Origin of the sequence: Enterobacter sp. BIDMC 27 (assembly GCF_000534415.1) — a bacterium.
In the GTDB taxonomy this organism is placed as follows: Bacteria; Pseudomonadota; Gammaproteobacteria; order Enterobacterales; family Enterobacteriaceae; genus Enterobacter; species Enterobacter hormaechei_C.
In genome coordinates this window covers 1,254,282-1,271,039 of sequence record NZ_KI973178.1, presented here as the reverse complement: position 1 = coordinate 1,271,039, position 16,758 = coordinate 1,254,282, and the positions used below count along the sequence as shown (strand labels likewise).

At 48.8% G+C, this 16,758-nt stretch carries 18 protein-coding genes and 1 tRNA gene; 13 read left to right on the top strand and 6 right to left on the bottom strand.

The window, feature by feature from the left end; genetic code table 11:
* Nucleotides 1-78: 78 nt before the first annotated feature.
* Genes cutA through L463_RS16510 form a run of 3 tightly spaced genes read left to right on the top strand, consistent with a single transcriptional unit; the run spans nt 79 to nt 2,706 of the window.
* On the top strand, nt 79-402 hold the full coding sequence (gene cutA, locus L463_RS16500) for a divalent cation tolerance protein CutA (protein WP_003855908.1): 324 nt from the start codon (nt 79-81) through the stop codon (nt 400-402).
* Nucleotides 378-2,081 (top strand): protein-disulfide reductase DsbD, encoded by a 1,704-nt coding sequence (locus L463_RS16505; protein WP_032104116.1) that lies wholly within the window; start codon nt 378-380, stop codon nt 2,079-2,081. Before cutA ends, L463_RS16505 begins: the two co-directional genes overlap by 25 nt.
* A gap of 49 nt (nt 2,082-2,130) precedes the next feature.
* Nucleotides 2,131-2,706, top strand: coding sequence for a transcriptional regulator (locus L463_RS16510; protein WP_017383972.1), 576 nt, complete (start codon nt 2,131-2,133; stop codon nt 2,704-2,706).
* Here L463_RS16510 and L463_RS16515 read toward each other — a convergent pair.
* Entirely contained in the window at nt 2,703-3,293 is a 591-nt protein-coding gene (locus tag L463_RS16515; RefSeq protein ID WP_032104115.1) for a LysE family translocator, read from the bottom strand. The two genes, L463_RS16510 and L463_RS16515, sit on opposite strands and share 4 nt — an antisense overlap.
* 37 nt (nt 3,294-3,330) lie before the next feature.
* A complete protein-coding gene (locus L463_RS16520) occupies nt 3,331-4,176 on the bottom strand; it encodes an AraC family transcriptional regulator (RefSeq protein ID WP_032104114.1) in 846 nt (281 codons plus the stop codon).
* Between the two features lie 169 nt (nt 4,177-4,345).
* Between L463_RS16520 and L463_RS16525 the strand changes: the two genes are divergently transcribed.
* Nucleotides 4,346-4,421: transfer RNA gene (locus L463_RS16525), tRNA-Phe, on the top strand.
* 595 nt (nt 4,422-5,016) lie between these two features.
* Here L463_RS16525 and L463_RS16530 read toward each other — a convergent pair.
* Entirely contained in the window at nt 5,017-6,435 is a 1,419-nt protein-coding gene (locus tag L463_RS16530) for a hypothetical protein (protein WP_032610111.1), read from the bottom strand.
* 540 nt (nt 6,436-6,975) lie between these two features.
* On the opposite strand from L463_RS16530, the gene L463_RS16535 reads away from it, so the two are divergent.
* The gene (locus tag L463_RS16535) at nt 6,976-8,163 is read left to right on the top strand and encodes a site-specific integrase (protein WP_032673101.1); all 1,188 of its coding nucleotides are present in this window, start codon (nt 6,976-6,978) and stop codon (nt 8,161-8,163) included.
* 51 nt (nt 8,164-8,214) lie between these two features.
* Here the strand turns inward: L463_RS16535 and L463_RS16540 are convergent, their stop codons facing one another.
* The 3 genes from L463_RS16540 to L463_RS16550 all read right to left on the bottom strand — a co-directional run bounded on the left by L463_RS16540 (nt 8,215) and on the right by L463_RS16550 (nt 11,956).
* Nucleotides 8,215-8,565 (bottom strand): hypothetical protein, encoded by a 351-nt coding sequence (locus L463_RS16540; RefSeq protein ID WP_032673100.1) that lies wholly within the window; start codon nt 8,563-8,565, stop codon nt 8,215-8,217.
* A gap of 75 nt (nt 8,566-8,640) precedes the next feature.
* A complete protein-coding gene (locus L463_RS16545; protein ID WP_032610115.1) occupies nt 8,641-10,563 on the bottom strand; it encodes a DUF927 domain-containing protein in 1,923 nt (640 codons plus the stop codon).
* 61 nt (nt 10,564-10,624) lie between these two features.
* Nucleotides 10,625-11,956: a tyrosine-type recombinase/integrase gene (locus L463_RS16550; protein WP_032610116.1), complete on the bottom strand. Its 1,332-nt coding sequence runs from the start codon at nt 11,954-11,956 to the stop codon at nt 10,625-10,627.
* 599 nt (nt 11,957-12,555) lie between these two features.
* Between L463_RS16550 and L463_RS16555 the strand changes: the two genes are divergently transcribed.
* The 8 genes from L463_RS16555 to L463_RS16585 all read left to right on the top strand — a co-directional run bounded on the left by L463_RS16555 (nt 12,556) and on the right by L463_RS16585 (nt 16,719).
* Nucleotides 12,556-12,909, top strand: coding sequence for a hypothetical protein (locus tag L463_RS16555; protein WP_023337776.1), 354 nt, complete (start codon nt 12,556-12,558; stop codon nt 12,907-12,909).
* Nucleotides 12,902-13,333: a hypothetical protein gene (locus L463_RS16560; protein WP_050596928.1), complete on the top strand. Its 432-nt coding sequence runs from the start codon at nt 12,902-12,904 to the stop codon at nt 13,331-13,333. Before L463_RS16555 ends, L463_RS16560 begins: the two co-directional genes overlap by 8 nt.
* Before the next feature lie 47 nt (nt 13,334-13,380).
* Nucleotides 13,381-13,809, top strand: a complete 429-nt coding sequence (locus L463_RS16565) for a DUF2787 family protein (RefSeq protein ID WP_023337778.1) — start codon at nt 13,381-13,383, stop codon at nt 13,807-13,809.
* A 58-nt stretch (nt 13,810-13,867) separates the two neighbouring features.
* Complete coding sequence (locus L463_RS16570) at nt 13,868-14,332, top strand: lecithin retinol acyltransferase family protein (protein ID WP_032610117.1); 465 nt, start codon at nt 13,868-13,870, stop codon at nt 14,330-14,332.
* Entirely contained in the window at nt 14,320-14,550 is a 231-nt protein-coding gene (locus L463_RS23395) for a DeoR family transcriptional regulator (protein ID WP_157843390.1), read from the top strand. Before L463_RS16570 ends, L463_RS23395 begins: the two co-directional genes overlap by 13 nt.
* Nucleotides 14,551-14,627: 77 nt before the next feature.
* On the top strand, nt 14,628-15,011 hold the full coding sequence (locus L463_RS16575; protein ID WP_023337780.1) for a hypothetical protein: 384 nt from the start codon (nt 14,628-14,630) through the stop codon (nt 15,009-15,011).
* A 142-nt stretch (nt 15,012-15,153) separates the two neighbouring features.
* A complete protein-coding gene (locus tag L463_RS16580) occupies nt 15,154-15,903 on the top strand; it encodes a YaaW family protein (RefSeq protein WP_032610118.1) in 750 nt (249 codons plus the stop codon).
* 102 nt (nt 15,904-16,005) lie between these two features.
* Nucleotides 16,006-16,719 (top strand): helix-turn-helix transcriptional regulator, encoded by a 714-nt coding sequence (locus tag L463_RS16585; protein WP_032610119.1) that lies wholly within the window; start codon nt 16,006-16,008, stop codon nt 16,717-16,719.
* Nucleotides 16,720-16,758 lie beyond the last annotated feature (39 nt).

The window sequence follows — 16,758 nt, the reverse complement described above, 5'->3', positions numbered from 1 at the left end:
CGCTCTGCGGCCCGTTTCATTAATGACCAACCGCCTTGCGTGATATAGTGAAGACTTTCGTGATGAGGAGGTCGACTTGTGAACACGCCTGATGCTGTTGTTGTACTGTGCACCGCCCCTGATGAAGCTTCTGCCCAGGATCTGGCCGCCAAAGTGTTGGCCGAAAAACTGGCTGCCTGTGTCACACTTCTTCCCGGCGCCACCTCCCTTTATTACTGGGAAGGTAAGCTGGAGCAAGAGTACGAAGTCCAGATGTTGCTCAAAACCAACCTGACAAACCAGCAGGCGCTCCTCGACTGCCTCAAGTCTCATCATCCATACCAAACCCCGGAGCTGCTGGTTCTGCCAGTGGTCCACGGCGATAACGATTATCTCTCATGGCTCAACGCTTCATTACGCTGATCCTGCTGCTGTGCAGCACGTCAGCTTTTGCCGGATTGTTTGACGCACCCGGCCGTTCGAACTTTATTCCTGCCGACCAGGCGTTCGTTTTCGACTTTCAGCAAAACCAGCACGATCTCAGTCTCACCTGGCAGGTGAAAGAGGGTTACTACCTCTATCGCAAGCAGGTCAGCATCACGCCGGCAAAGGCGAACGTCGGCGCATTGCAGATGCCCGCTGGCGAGTGGCACGAGGACGAGTTCTACGGTAAGAGTGAAATTTATCGTCAGCGCTTAAGCGTGCCCGTCACGGTGAATCAGGCGGATAAAGGCGCTACCCTGACGGTGACGTATCAGGGCTGCGCCGATGCGGGCTTCTGCTATCCCCCTGAAACAAAGGTCGTTCCGCTTAGCGAAGTGAAAGCGGCGGCCTCCCCTCACCCCTCAGGGGAAATGGCCAGTGTGAGGGGTGAAGGCAAAGCCGCTTCAGACCTTCCGTTCTCAGCGCTTTGGGCGTTATTGATTGGTATCGGCATCGCCTTTACGCCCTGCGTGCTGCCCATGTACCCGCTTATCTCTGGCATCGTGCTGGGCGGTAAACAACGCCTTTCCACCGCCCGCGCGCTGTTGCTGGCCTTTATCTATGTGCAGGGCATGGCGTTAACCTATACGGCGCTCGGCCTTGTGGTCGCCGCTGCCGGGTTGCAGTTCCAGGCCGCCCTTCAGCACCCTTATGTGCTTATCGGACTGTCAGCGGTGTTTATTCTGCTGGCGCTGTCGATGTTTGGCCTGTTCACCCTGCAACTGCCCTCTTCCCTGCAAACCCGTCTGACGCTAATGAGCAACCGTCAGCAGGGTGGCTCTGCGGGCGGCGTGTTCGCCATGGGTGCCATCGCCGGGCTGATTTGCTCCCCCTGCACCACTGCGCCGTTGAGCGCCATCCTGTTATACATTGCTCAGAGCGGCAACCTGTGGCTCGGCGGCGGCACGCTGTACCTCTACGCGCTCGGCATGGGCCTGCCGCTGATCCTGGTGACGGTGTTTGGCAATCGTCTGCTGCCGAAGAGCGGACCGTGGATGGAGACGGTGAAAACCACGTTTGGTTTTGTCATTCTGGCGCTACCGGTATTTCTGCTGGAGCGCATCATTGGTGATGTGTGGGGTACACGTCTGTGGGCGATGCTCGGCGTGGCCTTCTTCAGTTGGGCGTTTATCGTGAGTCTGGGGGCGAAGAAACCGTGGATGCGCCTGCTACAGATCCTTCTGCTGGCGGCCGCGCTGGTGAGCGTCCGTCCACTACAGGACTGGGCGTTTGGCACCCCGGCAGGTCAAACGCAGGCTCATCTGAATTTTATACAGATTAAGAACGTGGATGACCTTAACCGCGCCCTGGCGCAGGCGAAAGGCAAACCGGTCATGCTCGATCTCTACGCCGACTGGTGCGTGGCCTGCAAAGAGTTTGAAAAATACACCTTCAGCGATCCGCAGGTACAACATGCGCTGAGCGATACCGTTCTGCTCCAGGCGAACGTTACCGCCAACAGCGCGCAGGATAAGGCTCTACTGAAGCAACTTAATGTGCTCGGGCTGCCTACCATCCTGTTCTTCAATGAACAGGGGGAAGAACAGCTGACGCAGCGTGTAACCGGGTTTATGGACGCGACGGCATTCAACGCGCATTTGCGCAATCGCCAACCGTAAACAACACTTTAGACGGGACAAACCGTTGGGAATAGCGGAGGAGATAACCGTGCAACGCGAAGACGTACTGGGACAAGCCCTGCAATTGCTTGAGATTCAAGGGATCGCCAGCACCACGCTTGAGATGGTCGCCGACCGTATCGATTACCCTCTGGATGAACTTAAGCGCTTCTGGCCGGATAAAGAGGCGCTGCTGTATGATGCCCTGCGCTATCTCAGCCAGCAGGTGGATATCTGGCGCAGGCAGCTGATGCTGAATGAAGAGCTGACCACCGAGCAAAAGCTGCTGGCGCGCTATACCGCACTGACGGAGTGTGTAACCAACAACCGTTACCCAGGCTGTCTGTTTATCGCCGCCTGCACCTACTATCCGGATCCCGGACACCCCATCCATCAACTGGCAGATCAGCAAAAACGTGCCGCGCACGAGTTCACACACGAGCTGCTGACCACACTTGAAGTGGATGATCCGGCAATGGTCGCGAAGCAGATGGAGCTGGTGCTGGAAGGTTGCCTGAGCCGCATGCTGGTGAACCGTAGCCAGGCGGATGTGGATACGGCGCACCGTCTGGCGGAAGATATTTTGCGGTTCGCGCAGTGTCGTATGGGTGGTGCTCTGACCTAAGCCAGCATTCCCGTCCAGGCGGAAATAAACAAGCACAGCGCCATCGCGCGCTGAAATCGCACCATCGCCACGGTGGTGCGGAAAATCCGGTTCACCGCCTTCCCCAGCCACGCCCAGCACAACAAACAAGCCACGGAGATCGCCAGAAACCATAGCGCCATCAGCGCAACATCCCGAAATGCATGGTCGCTTGCCGGAGCAAACAAGCTGACAACTGCCAGCGCCATCATCCACGTTTTTGGGTTTACAACCTGTAATAACGCCGCCGCCCGCGCGGTAAACCGGACATGGCGTCTGAAGGAGAGATTCGCGGCCGGGGCGCTAAACAGCTGCCAGCTCATCCAGGAAAGCCACAGCACGCCCGCCCAGCTCATTACCTGACGTATCAGCGGATACTGGCGTAACACTTCTCCTGCCCCAGCACCTGAAACCAGAACAATAGCGCTGGCGGCAATACACCCGCCCAGGATCGCAGGAAACGTATTTTTTACGCCAAAGTGCTGACTGTTAGCCAGTACCAGAATATTGGTTGGCCCCGGCGTAATCGAGGCGACAAATGCAAACAACAGGAAGGGTAATAAATTCACAGGTGACTCCTTTTTTATTAGAGCCACGAATGTGCCGTTATTTTCTGGAAACGTCTGGAAGGTTTGTGCACAACCGACGGTAGTGTGCCGGAGAAATACGGTATGCCCGCTGGAACCAGCGACCAAGATGGCTTTGATCGGCAAAACCCACTGCCGCCGCAACATCAACAGGCAGTTCCCCACACGCCAGCATCTGTCGGGCCTTTGCCAGGCGCAGCTGGATAAGCCAGGCGTGCGGTGCCAGGTGAAATTCGCGCTTAAAACAGCGGGTGAGCGTAAAGCGGTCCGTACCCGTCTCACGGGCAAGGTCTGACAGCCCCACGTTCTCGCCGATATGCGCATAGAGATAGTCGCGGGCACGATGCGCCACGGCGGAGCTTTGTAACTGCAACGGGAGTTTCTTACGCCAGTGGCAGTGGGCAGTGATCTGAGAGAGCAGGTTATCCATTGTGCTCTGTTGGACGATCTTCATCTCATCGTTATGCAACGAGGCAAATGTATCACCGATAGCGCGCACCAACTGAGGCTCTCGCGTCAGCGTTTGGGCAAAGTGGAGGGTGTAGCTCCCGGGAGTAGAGTCGTACAGCCCTTGAAGCGTACGGGTGAGCCAGTGTTCATCCAGATAAAAGGTCAGATAAGTAAAGCCCCCCTCTACCGGTGCATCACCATCATGGATCTCCCCGGGCTCAAGTAAAAAAGCATCGCCCGGCTGGCTACGGTGGCGTTCACGGCGACAGTGGAACTGCTGCGTGCCGGAAAGAGTTATTCCGACCAGATAGCTATCATGCCAGTGGGGATCAAAGGCATGTCCTTCGAAATGCGCCTTAATTGTCTCAATACCTGTTTCTGCATGCTGACGCAGCTCAAGCCAGTCGTTTGCCATACTGCCCTCCTCTTACCGTCAGCATTGTCACATCTTGCCTGAACTGTCTGGAAGATTTGTGCAATTCCAGGGCACAAACGGACAGATTGCCGCAAACTTAAGCAGTTGAACAGCTTTTCCCGAAATAATGTTGACGATCGCGCGCGATTGCGGTTTAATGCGCTCCGTTGCCCGGATAGCTCAGTCGGTAGAGCAGGGGATTGAAAATCCCCGTGTCCTTGGTTCGATTCCGAGTCCGGGCACCACTATTCATAAGGCCTCGCTGCAAAGCGGGGCTTTTTCCTTTCTTAGCTACGGTAGATTTCTGGTCGTTGCAACACGTTATTTGTTTGCTGGATTTCTCGCCATTTTCGCAGATGTTCGTTACTTTTACACACCTCAACACCCTCTGATGTGTCTCTTCCTTACCCCACTGCTACGGTCTTTCTACGGTCCTCTACGGTTCCTTTCTCTAAGATTATTCATAATGAAGCAGAGAATACGGGGGAAATGGGGGATTTCATAATTTACTTTATTTAACAACAAATTACCTTCCATTACCCCCGGGGGAAGACCGGGGAGACTCCTCTTCAGGCAAGGGGGAAGAACTCAGCGTTATCAACTCCCCTTGTCAGTCGGGTATTTCCACCATCTACTCCACCTGTAATATTCCTGTTTTTCACCTTATGATTCTTCGCATCAGCAAAATCCCCCGCTTTCCACGTCATTAAAAAATGACTCAGCCCCATCGGAATTCCTTACCTGAACATAAACTTTGAACTGTAATACTTACATTAAACAATGTGTATTACCGATTTAAAATAGACTTAATCCAGCCCCTTATAAAGGGGCTAGATTTTGTTAGAAAATAATATTACTTATATCAGAAATAGCATTCAAAGATCCTCTATAGTCGCTCCCTGTTTTAGGAAGAATGTAAGAGTATCTGGAATCACCATTATATACTATCTTCCAATGTTTACCTTCCTCAGACAACTCAAACCCAAGTTCCTTAAGCTGCCTTGACGTTGCCTTATCCATACTCCTGTAGCCATTAAGTGCTCTTTTCAAATGAGTTTGACGCGAATTTGCTTCCATGGTTTGAGGGTTGTTGGAAATTAAAGAAGATAATATATGATTACTTCGACTGCCCTCTTTCGTATTCACAATAGCAACCTTCAGAGCTTCTATTATTACATCTTTGATCTCACCATTGAAAAAGTCAGTTTCTTCCCCTGCATTCATTACTATACTTCCTTGAGCTGAAGCTTGTGATTGAAGCATTCGAACACGATATTCTAAAGATAATATATTACTTTTGAGTTCTTCTATTGTTTCATCTTTTGCAACATTATCGGCCTCATACAAACCCATCAATTCACTTGTGTATTCACCTCTAATCTTAAGAGTATTAATAGAATCCTTAGTTCTTCTTTTTTGTATTTCACTCCATCCCCCCTCAGAGACGGGAGCCATTGTAGATGTAGCTTTTACGACATAATCAAATAATTCATCTTCAAACTCCTTCGCTGTTTTCTCACCCCGACGGTAAAAGGAGATATTTTGTCCTCGCGGCCAGTAAATTCCGACTGCACCTGCGTAAGCATTTTTAGAATTTGTCTCATTTTTTAGTTTTATTGAAAACATTTTCTCACGTGGTTCAATTAGAACATGAGCTATGCCACACACCTTTCTTGCTAATCGCTCAGGAATAATGTTATGAGGATGTTCATTGTAAAAATATTTCGAACTGACATAGATTATTGGCAGCCTGTTTTCAGTTTCTCCATTGATAACTTTTGCCGCCAACTTTAAATGCTCTTCAGAATTCGAAAGGTAATCAGGTTCTATTGATGTTTTGAAGGCATCATCCAAACCACCAGAAAATTTATCTATCAACCTAATTACTATCAAAGGTTTTTTAGGTTGAGGTGCTAAATATGCAGCCTCCTGACTAACCACACTTGATTCAACTTGGATCCATACCGTATTATTTATTAAGTTCTTATTTACAGATATATCAGTCACCCATTTGTGTGGTTCGGAAATTTTTGAATATCTGAAGCAACCTAACTGAACATCTTGGTTGCCATGAGTAATTACATCAATCCTTTCATTACTTGACTCTACATAAAAATCTTCACTAAGATAGTCACACGTTAATTGTGCAGGTATAAATTTCGTGTGTGGTGACTCATGAATCCAAGAAAAACACTCATTGAATATATCGTCAAACGAAACATCATTTGAAACATAGAAACCAGTGGAGAAAAACTTCATTGGCATTGTCCTTTTGATATGAGGTTACCTTAAGAAGATAATGAAAATTAAATTTAAAATCAACCCACAAGCCCTCCCTTCCCCCAAAAAAACAACTATATCAACTGAGATAGGGGGGGCAGAACAAAGACGATGTATTCCACATGATCATGAAATAAACCTACAACACCAAAATTAAAAAATGTAGCCCTATAAAAAACAACACCTACTAAATTAATGATTAATCATTAATGCAGAAGCATGCTCTCAAAATAAGCACATACTCTCCAATAAGGTATTTCTGGATAATGTCGCCCATATATGTAATTAAAATCAACCAAAGCACATATTATTTTTTTGAATACATCCCCCACCGGTATTTTTTCCATTAAGACCAGAAACAGACCGTAACACCTATTTTTGCGGCATTTCTCGCCTTCAATCATCTCAAGTAACACCAGCATCCCCTTCGCCACGCTAGAAAATCAACTTAGCCATTTACAACACCGTGCCGGGGATGGGTCAACCCTGACGTACTTAACACCAGTCACAGGAGGTAATATGTCCAGCCCGAAACGCTTCCGTTTTACTAATCAGCTCATTAAATCCCTGCCCCCTAACACATCAGATTCACACAGCACCGATGCCGAATACAGCGATACCGAGATTTCTGGCCTGAAGTGTCTGGTCAGCAAAGCGGAAGGACGTAAAAAATTTTTGCTCCGCTACCTCTATCATGGACGAAAACGCGCCATAGCTATTGGTCACTGGCCTGAGGTAGATGTCACCTTAGCCCGTAAGATTTCCATGGAGCATAAACGCTCACTTGCCACCGGAACTGACCCTAAGCAGGAACGTGAAAACAAGAGACAAGAAATGACATTCGATGAACTCTTTAACCAGCATTATCTGGTATGGGCAAAATCTGCAAAACGTAGCTGGGGAAAGGATTTCCAGCGCTACCGGGATCATATCCGTCCCGTCTTAGGTCTAATGCTACTGAGTGATATCACACCAGCCAGGATTCTTCGCCTCCAGCAGACGTTAAGCATTTCACTGTCAGCAGCAACCTGTAATCGTGTCATCGTACTGGTTAAAGCGGTATTTACCTGGGCAGGAAGGCGAGGCATTACCTCTATCCATCCGGCAAGAGTGGTACAGCTTCTCAGGGAGAACAACGCCCGACAGCGCTATTTCACCGAGGATGAAATTCGTCGTATTTTTCTCTCCGCCGATGATGATACCAGCACCGTCGCTGCATGCTATGTCAAACTGCTGTTACTGACCGGCCTTCGTCGTGATGAGCTGCGTCTGGCTAAGTGGGAGCATGTTGACCCGGTTAAACGCACCCTGTGGCTCCCTGAAACCAAGAATGGCTATGGACGGATTGTTCATCTTAACTCACTGGCGATGGACGTAATCAGAACGCTGCCAACACAGCGTGGAAATCCGTGGTTGTTTATCGGTAAAAAACAAGGAATGCCGCTGAACAATCCGGTCAAAGCCTTTCAGCGTATCGTGCGACGGGCGGGAATTTTCGACAAAGAAGTGTGTATTCATACCTGCCGCCATTCGGTTGCGGCGCTCATCGTTTCCCATGGTGGAACGCTGTATGACGTTCAGGCGCAGTTAGGTCATCGCAGTAGTCAGTCATCACAGCGTTATGCGCACCTTCATCCTCAGCGCTTACAAAACACCAGCCAACTTCTGGCGGAAAGGATAACAGCTCAGCTACCTTCTTTGCGATAACTGAAAAGCAGAGGCAAATGCCCCTGCTTTTTTTGAGGGTAAACTCATCAATCAGAATGGGATGTATTCATAAGCGGTCTCATCCTCATTACTTCTGGCAAGATATCGGGCTTTATTGCGAGCCTGATCGATTGATAGTGTTGGTAATTCGCCAAGATAATCATAACGAACGTTACCTTTGAAAATATAACTGGCAAAGAAACGAATCTTTTCATTCCGGTTAATCATTGCTTTTAATTCAGGATACTCACTGTCTGTCACTTCCCTACAGATACCATAGAAATTGCATTTAGCCTGCGTCATGATAAGACCATAAAGCGTAAATGGTGGACGAATAGTTTCACAGCCTGTAATAGCGCCAGGAAAAAAGTGAGTCTCATTTAATTCGCAGAATTCAGTCATGGGGTTCCCCTTCTGTTAATTTATTCAGAATAATAAGTTTAAAGATAAGTTAGTTAACTACATTCAGATAATGCTTTAAGAAAAATTCAAATCAACACTGATAAACTCCCGCTTAATATGGTAGTAACACTTATCCATACCAGTAAGAGGACGCTTTTTGTAATGCCCTTTACTTTCTACCCGAAGAAGTTTTCGGCATGCCAGCTCCTTAGCGACTTCTCGAGCGCTTAATGAATGTTTCTGGCACCACTCTTCAAATACAGGTGCGAAGATTAAAAAATCCTCATTAGTATGGTGGATATACCCCCAGTGGTTTCCGGGTTTACGGCTCTCACGATCTTTCAGGCCGATGAAATGTGCCCCTTCCCTTTTTACAAGATCACGCTGAATATCAATCAATGCTTGCTGGACCGGGTTATATTGCACAGAGGTATCACTCAGCCAACGAACAACTATTTCCCAGACGGCGGTCGCAATTCGTTCCGGAGAGTAAGGCAAGATACCCAGTTCCTGCGCCAGCAGACCTACAGCCATTACGAAAGAAAAGCGTCGAAGCGCACGGAGTTGAACATCCGTCAGGAGATACCCTTCATCAATCAGCTCAGCCAGAAGCAGGCCTTCACATTCTGATACCTTAGCTTTAACGGATTCATGTAACCATTGATAACTCACGGGAAGCCCCTCTTCATCAGTCTGAGAAAGCAGACTACGGAGAAAAGCGGGTCCAGCCGTCCCACAGAAGTGCTCAAGTCCCGACTTAAGTTTGTCAGCATGCTGACGAATAATTTCCGGCCCCTCTCCAGGGGCTCCGGCATCTTTCGGGAAAATCTGGAGATTGATAACCCGATGCTCATGACCGCCCTGCAGGTTTTGTTTTTTTTCTCGCAGCTTATGGGAAAATGATATCTCGCCGGAAGACACAAAGAACGAGTTCCACCTTAACGGTTCGCGCATCTCCTGCGTTTTATCCATACGAATTTTTGAGACACCGGATGTCAGGTTATAGATCAGGGAGGAAAGCTCTTTTCCAGAAAATGCTCCTAATTCATCAAGACATACCACGGTACCGGATTGTAAAGCAGCATGACTCTCGATACCGTTGCTCGTGGCATTCCACCGGGCAATGAGCGACGGGCCGTTACTTCCGGCATCTCCTCCATACCCGTGACACGATGCACTCAGTTGCAGCAGGATTGTTTTTCCTGTCGTGGAAAGACCATAGAAATGGAATATAGCAATATCCTGCCCGGCAAGCCCAAGCAAAGGGGATGCAAGAGAGAGCATGATGGCAAAAATTTGATAATCACCTTTTGCATGTTCAGCAATAAGTTCCTGCCACTGATCTAGCTCACCGTATTCCTTAATCCCTTCGGGGATACGCTTTACAGAAGCCGGGATAATATTTTCAAATCCGTCAAGGTCACAGAAAATAGGGGTTTTTCCGTGCAAAAAAGCGGCTTTCTTATCGATCATCCCCATAGATGGCGTCACCAGATAACACGGTAACTTCATATCCATGCACTTGAGAATGAATCTAATCAGTTCATTTTTACGAACAGGATCAATCGCAACGCCTCTGTGAGCGAGAGAGGCCATTACCCGATCAATATCGGCATACAGTTCATCCATTTTGATACGAATAGAAATAATCTTTCCAGCCTGATTCCTTGCAACAAGCAACAACTGCATATCAGACTGACTATCAGCAGAAAAGCATTTCGCATAAGGAAATACAGGTGTAAATGTAAACGGTACCGGGGCCTTACCTGAGAGTGAATAAAGCGCTTCTGCACTGGCTCCATAACCCTCCGGCAATCCCTCACGGAATACCATTTCGTTGATAACGGAAAGATCGATATCTTTATGTTGTGAAGCTTTTCTCAGCAGCTTCTTGACATCTGACCTGTCAGTTTTTTCACGATGCATATTTGACATAATTTTCGCGAGTGGTGAAAGCGCAGGTGGTAGCGTTGATAATGTTTTAGTTTCAATTGTCATTAATTCTGTCCTGTAAAATATATAACGGTATAAGCCATGTCCTGCTCTATGAATGTTTTCATTAAGTCATGTTTACAAGGTTCAAATCTGCCATCGCCCGGTTAACGGCTTCGTGGTAACGCGCCGGTGATGAGTGCAAGTAAAGTGACGTTACTTTGATCGTGCTGTGGCCCAGTAAGTCTTTGACGGTGTGAATGTCGGCCCCGCTCTCAATGAGCTTTGTCGCAAAGGTATGACGCATCTCATGGATGGTGAACGGTGGAATACCCGCAGCCTCACAAAGTCGTTTTTGCAGGCGACGCGGCTCAGCAACCGGATTGTCGGTCCCCTTGCCCGGAAATACCCAGCCTTCATCACCCAGATGCTGACGCTGTTCTGTCAGAAGAACGAACGCCTTATCACATACCGGTACACGGCGGAGTTTGCCGTTTTTGGTGTGGCGAAGAGTGATAACTTTGCGGCTCCAGTCCACATCCTCAAGGCGAAGATGACGGGTTTCCCCCAGACGCAGTCCCGTCAGGGCAAGGAACATGAGCAGAGCAAGGGCTTCATGATCGGGTTTACCATTACGCCAGCACTCACACACTTCCATCCAGCACTGAAGCTGGGAATCATCCATGGCGCGGCGATCTGACGTCACTTCAGGCAGCGCTTTGATATAAAGCGCCGGAGAGCGGTTGGTGTATCCCATGCGTATAGCCCAGGTAAACACCGCTTTAATGAGCGCCAGATGGCGGTTGCGGGTGGCTGGCTTGAGATCGAGAGCATACAGATAGCTCAGAATATCCGCCTCCGTCATACCTGCCAGCTTTTTGTCACCGAGAAGAGGGCGCAGGTATTTACGGATCTTAGAAAGGTCGGTGTTAGCTGAACGCTTAACGCCCGTGCTGAGTACGCTTTTCTCATACTCATCCACAAGCTCATTAAACGTCATTTTACTGTGAGTAAGAAAACGCTCACCGTAAGCCTCAACGGCGGTCTTGAGCTCCTGAATTATTTTAAAGGCATGCTCCCTTGCATCTTTAATTGAAATTTCCGGGTAGCCTCCTACGGCAACGTAGATATTCTTTCCGCGAATACTTTTGCGGACAATAAATTTAATGCGACCTGATGGATAGAATATTGCCTTAAGTCCGGTTAACTTCTTATCGCTGGTCTCGATTGTTTGTGCAGCTTGTACTGCACGGATTTTATATTCATCAAAAAGGGCTTTAGTAAAAACACCTCCAGTATTTTTAGGTGCAACCCCTGGATATTCTACAACATCAGATACTCCAGAGTCGGAATACCCCTGAGCTTCCACATCTACATTGAAGGAATTTTTATGAGCAGCTGTGATGCTCTTTTCATCCAGCACTTGCGTTATTTTATTTAAAGGGTAATTAACATTCATAATATGTACATGGTCCTCTGAAAATTCAGATGATAATGAGTAATTTAATATGTCGGCCAACAATGGGATAAGCTTATTTATTCGTGGCATCACTTTCAAGCCCATGAAAAATCAGCTCTTACATGCCCATTGACATTTAATACTCAAGTCAGAAAGACCATGATGATTCATCAGGAGTACTCCTGCTCAGGGAAAAGGGAAAATAGCGTTAAACCCTATAAAAAAATTGTGTTCCGGATGCATCGCCCAAAGTAAGTCAACTTTTGAGGCCCTGAAATAAGAAAATGGTAATAGACCCCACCGATTTTCGACTAAAAAACAACCCAATAAGGCATTTAAAATTAATGCTATTTAAATCAATAGATTAAAGTGATGATTTTGACAATATGCAGCCCAACTTAAGGGTAAATCAACCTTTCAACAATCAAAACCACACTCCATTAATTTTTATTATTGTGACAATCATCACATTTTACACCTGCGGGTGCTTTGATTTTGTACATTCACAAAGCTCACCAACCCCAACGACTATGAACGTAAAAAACCTCTTTTTATGCACATATTATTTCCATGTAAATCAATTCATTATGGAGATAATCATGTTCAAGCTCACGACACCCACCAGTCTTCCCCTTCTCAACCTGCCCGCCTCCGCACTGGCGGCCCTCAGCAATGAAATTCTTGGCCCCGTAGATGATATCGACCTGTTTACTGCTTTCTGGAACGAAACAAGAACCCTGCTCTGGCATCTCAACCACGACGACACTCTCCCCGAAGACCCGCTGCTGGCAGTGGCACTGGCTAACCCGGAATACGTCACCGCACTTGATGATGGCTGGTATCTCCTGCTCGGTATCGTCTGCGATAACGGACAGGGTATCTATCTGGTGTTCCCGGACACGACCGTTATCACTCAACTCCAGAACCTGATTGAGGCGCTGAACCATGAGTAAGAAAAAAGTCGCTACCGAAGCCGCCGTCACCGAAAGCTATACCGTGTTCTACGGGGGTGAAGCCGAGAAAATCAGTCCATACAGTAAGGGACTGCTGACGTATGAGCTGGGTAAGGAGGATGAAACCGGAAGCCTTGCCCTGCGTTTAACCGCCAATGGCGAAGGGGGCCTGTTCTCCCGTGAATGGATAGCGCTTGATGCGATTCACGCCATTCTGGAACAGCAGCCAGACAGCTTTCCGTCCCGTGTATTTCGCCCACTGTTTGGTCAGGGCAGCACCAATAACGCAGGGTTTCTTGCCGCTGTGCTCAGAAGTCCGGATATCTGCCTTATCGAAGCGGACAGCAGCAGACTCTTTATGCACCGTTGTTATGCCGACTGGCAACATCGTATGACGCAGCTTGCTGCGCTCAGTCAGGACTAATCCTCACTTTTTCTGTGTTCCGTTAATCCAAAATCAGGATATTCACTATGTCATCACCCGCAATATTGCAGGGCGGCTATGTGCTGCCTGTCTCCCGGTCATTCACCCAAATGCTTCTGGATATCGTCGCGCAAAAACCGCCTCATCGTCACCCCATCACCGGATTAACCATTAACTTTCGTGACCCTGAATACTCACCGGAAACGGGCGGCTGGCATCCGGTCGAAATACGCCTCACCTCTGCCGGAGAAGACTGGCAGCTCGATTACGTCACCGACTTTCACTATGCAGGGTATCCGTGGCCTGAACTTGAAAAAGATGTCGATGTGAGCTGGACGCATCAATACACGTGGCTTTCCCGCTGTGGCGATATCTCTCATATCGACGCCCGTGAGTTCTGGTCGCTATGGGAAAGTAACTTTATGGCTTACCACGATATGGGGGTTTTCACGGTCCGTACGTTGTGGGAAAGCTGAGTGTTCACTACGTTTCCCACGCATCCCCCCTCTCCCCCGTAGTAAGGAACTGAATGTTATGTACCGGCTTCTGCTGCTGAACTTCGTGGATTCATTTATCGATAACTGCATTCTGTCCTGCGTCGATGAACCGGCTTACGGCGGTATCGTGCAGTGCGAACTGCTTTTTGGCCTTGCCGCACACAGCGGTATCTATGTGGGTAATGGCAACATTGTTCATCTTGACGGTGACGGCATCGTTATCAGAAGTCAGGCCAGCGAGTTTCTTGACCGGCTCGATGGCTGGAACTCCGCTATCTCGGTGTATACCGACTGTATGGATTTAACTCCACAGGGCTGTACGCAGGCCGCTGAACGGGCAAAGGCGGCAGTGGGTCAGCGCTATACCTACAGCCTGCTGGATTTTAACTGCCACCGGTTTACTGCCCGCTGCGTTACCGGCAATTCATGCCCTGATATCTGGCTTGCCAGACACCTCGATAGATTTCAGAAAGGGGACCGATGGCGCGTATGGCAACGATGAATGTTAATCGTCGCAGGCAACACACTACCGGACAGGGAGAACGGCTTATCCGGCTGACCATGGCCCTGTTTTACGGTCAGACAATATCTGTTCGCTACATCATCCGGCAGTTTGACGTGTCTCCCCGTACAGCAAGACGGGACCTCACCCATCTGGCCTTTGTGCTGGAATCCGCTGGCCCTCACCTCTGGCGACTCTCTCCCTCTCTTAAACCCTGACTTTTTTCTCTGCCGGACATCTCCTGACCACCCCGTATGGCAGGCTGTCTCCGCTTTTCAATCCATAAGGGAACATGATGAAAATTTTAAAACTGTTAACCGCCACAATTCTGCTTTCAGCCTTCAGCCACAGCGCGTTCGCCGACGAGCAGGCTGACGCTCAGATGATAACCAACTCGACCTTCTGCGCGATGTACTCCACCCGCCTGACCCAGACCAGTGACAGCGGCCTTCAGGTAAAAGGCGTTAATCTCAATGCCCGCTTCAACGGCTCGGTATTCAACAAGGTACTTCAGGTGATGAACAAAACCTATGGCAGAACCTGGCTCGAATCAAATGCCCGTAACGGCAGCATGACCGCCATGCAGCTTTCGCAGTCGGAGCTGCTCTATAACCCCGAGTATGCCCGGCAGTGCGATGCCTTTGCGGATAAAGTGGAAAAGGAATGGCGCGGAAAGTAATCCCGACGCGTTATACCTCCATCCGGTGAACAGAAACCTGCTTTCGGGCAGGTTTTTTTTACTTTTTTGTTTTTCAGGCGGACAAACCCTGTCCGGGGGCTTCCTTAAACTGTCAGGTCCAATATCTGCAATGAGGTGAAATATGGCTACCTACCGACACGACCCTGACCTTGAGTTTCTGCGCCACTGTCATCGTGACGATCTGGATTTACTGGTTTCTGTGCTTATCTGCGATCCGAAAGACGGACTGGCACGCATCACGGAAACGCTGACCTACGATCCTCAGTATAAAAAACACAAACCCAACCACCCGCGCTACTGGGATGCCATTGCCGCCGAGGTTCAGACGTTTGGGGCAAACAGCTTTGCCACGCTGCTCCGCTGGGGTAAAGGGGTGCTGTACCGGGAAATTCTTACCGATGCCTGCGATAAAATGAAGGTGAACTACAACAGCAAATCCAGTGTTGAAACCATTGAAATGAATCTGCTGATGAAGATCCTGGAGAAAAGCCTTGAGAAGATGACACCCGCTCAGCTAAAGACCGTGGCGGAAGAATTGCAGACAGGCTACAGCAATCCCACGCCGGAGCTGCTGACCATGGCAATCCAGGCGGGGATTAAAACATCCGGGTTTGCGGCCTATCAGATGGCACTTGTTGTCACAAATGGTGTGGCGAAAGCCCTGTTAGGCAGAGGGCTGACCGTTGCAGGAAATGCCATGCTGACGCGTACCATGGGCGCTTTTGCCGGTCCCGTGGGCTGGGTGCTCAGTTCTCTCTGGCTGCTGATTGATTTAGCCGGTCCCGCATACCGGGTGACGCTACCATCCTGCATTTTTATTGCCTACATGCGCCAGAAGCATCTTTATTCACCTGAGAATACTGACGTTTAGCACTTACATTTAAGGTATTCAGACTTTAAAAAACTTCAGAGGGCGGACAAATCCTGTCCGCTACTGCTGGCATTATTTCCCGGCTAAATTCGGAAATGATGTATGACGCTGATAACACAAGAAAACGAACATGACAGACTGGCAACCCGCCTTTCCATCATCCTGAGCCGTTTGTTTCAGGGTGAAAAGCTGCATATCGGGACGCTGGCAGAGGAATTTGGAGTGACGACGCGAACGCTGCGACGGGATTTTAACGTCCGCCTCACCTATCTTGATATTGAACAGAACAACGGCGTATATCAGCTCGCTTCGCATTACTTTCGTCGCCGCACGGAACGGGATATGAAGATACTGGCGAGACTGCTGCATCTTGACCGTCTGTTACCCGCGATGGATGCCAAACTGCTGAGCCTTCTGCTTGACGGGGAGCACCCTTCACCCTACAGGATTATGCTACCGGAGCCGCACCAGAAACCCACGCTCTTTGGTGATTTCAGCAGACTGACGCTCGCCATACTTAACCAGACCCAGGTGCGTATCAGAACCGACGAAAACGTCAGCCATACCGTTCATCCCTACCGTCTGCTTTGCAGCCATGCGGAGTGGTTTCTTGCCGGATGTACGTCATCGGGCGTGTTCGTTATTTCCCTGTCCCGAATCAGGCTGGTTGAGGTATTACCGGATACAACGTTTGAGATCGATAACACACTCATTTCGCTGATTGAACAGTCTGACTTTATGGAAGCCTTACCCCACATGAACATTATTCATCAGATAATGCATTACGGGAGAAAACAGACGAATAATCGTAATTAAAATCACAACATATTATTAGTGATGATTAAATCACATTAA

Coding starts and splice junctions, on each gene's coding strand:
- L463_RS16520 (WP_032104114.1), bottom strand. CDS start 4,176: ATGGCAAACGACTGGCTTGAGCTGCGTCAGCATGCAGAAACAGGTATT.
- L463_RS16505 (WP_032104116.1), top strand. CDS start 378: ATGGCTCAACGCTTCATTACGCTGATCCTGCTGCTGTGCAGCACGTCA.
- L463_RS16565 (WP_023337778.1), top strand. CDS start 13,381: ATGTCATCACCCGCAATATTGCAGGGCGGCTATGTGCTGCCTGTCTCC.
- L463_RS16580 (WP_032610118.1), top strand. CDS start 15,154: ATGGCTACCTACCGACACGACCCTGACCTTGAGTTTCTGCGCCACTGT.
- L463_RS16560 (WP_050596928.1), top strand. CDS start 12,902: ATGAGTAAGAAAAAAGTCGCTACCGAAGCCGCCGTCACCGAAAGCTAT.
- L463_RS16530 (WP_032610111.1), bottom strand. CDS start 6,435: ATGAAGTTTTTCTCCACTGGTTTCTATGTTTCAAATGATGTTTCGTTT.
- L463_RS16585 (WP_032610119.1), top strand. CDS start 16,006: ATGACGCTGATAACACAAGAAAACGAACATGACAGACTGGCAACCCGC.
- L463_RS23395 (WP_157843390.1), top strand. CDS start 14,320: ATGGCAACGATGAATGTTAATCGTCGCAGGCAACACACTACCGGACAG.
- L463_RS16550 (WP_032610116.1), bottom strand. CDS start 11,956: ATGAATGTTAATTACCCTTTAAATAAAATAACGCAAGTGCTGGATGAA.
- L463_RS16570 (WP_032610117.1), top strand. CDS start 13,868: ATGTACCGGCTTCTGCTGCTGAACTTCGTGGATTCATTTATCGATAAC.
- L463_RS16545 (WP_032610115.1), bottom strand. CDS start 10,563: ATGACAATTGAAACTAAAACATTATCAACGCTACCACCTGCGCTTTCA.
- L463_RS16575 (WP_023337780.1), top strand. CDS start 14,628: ATGAAAATTTTAAAACTGTTAACCGCCACAATTCTGCTTTCAGCCTTC.
- L463_RS16540 (WP_032673100.1), bottom strand. CDS start 8,565: ATGACTGAATTCTGCGAATTAAATGAGACTCACTTTTTTCCTGGCGCT.
- L463_RS16555 (WP_023337776.1), top strand. CDS start 12,556: ATGTTCAAGCTCACGACACCCACCAGTCTTCCCCTTCTCAACCTGCCC.
- L463_RS16535 (WP_032673101.1), top strand. CDS start 6,976: ATGTCCAGCCCGAAACGCTTCCGTTTTACTAATCAGCTCATTAAATCC.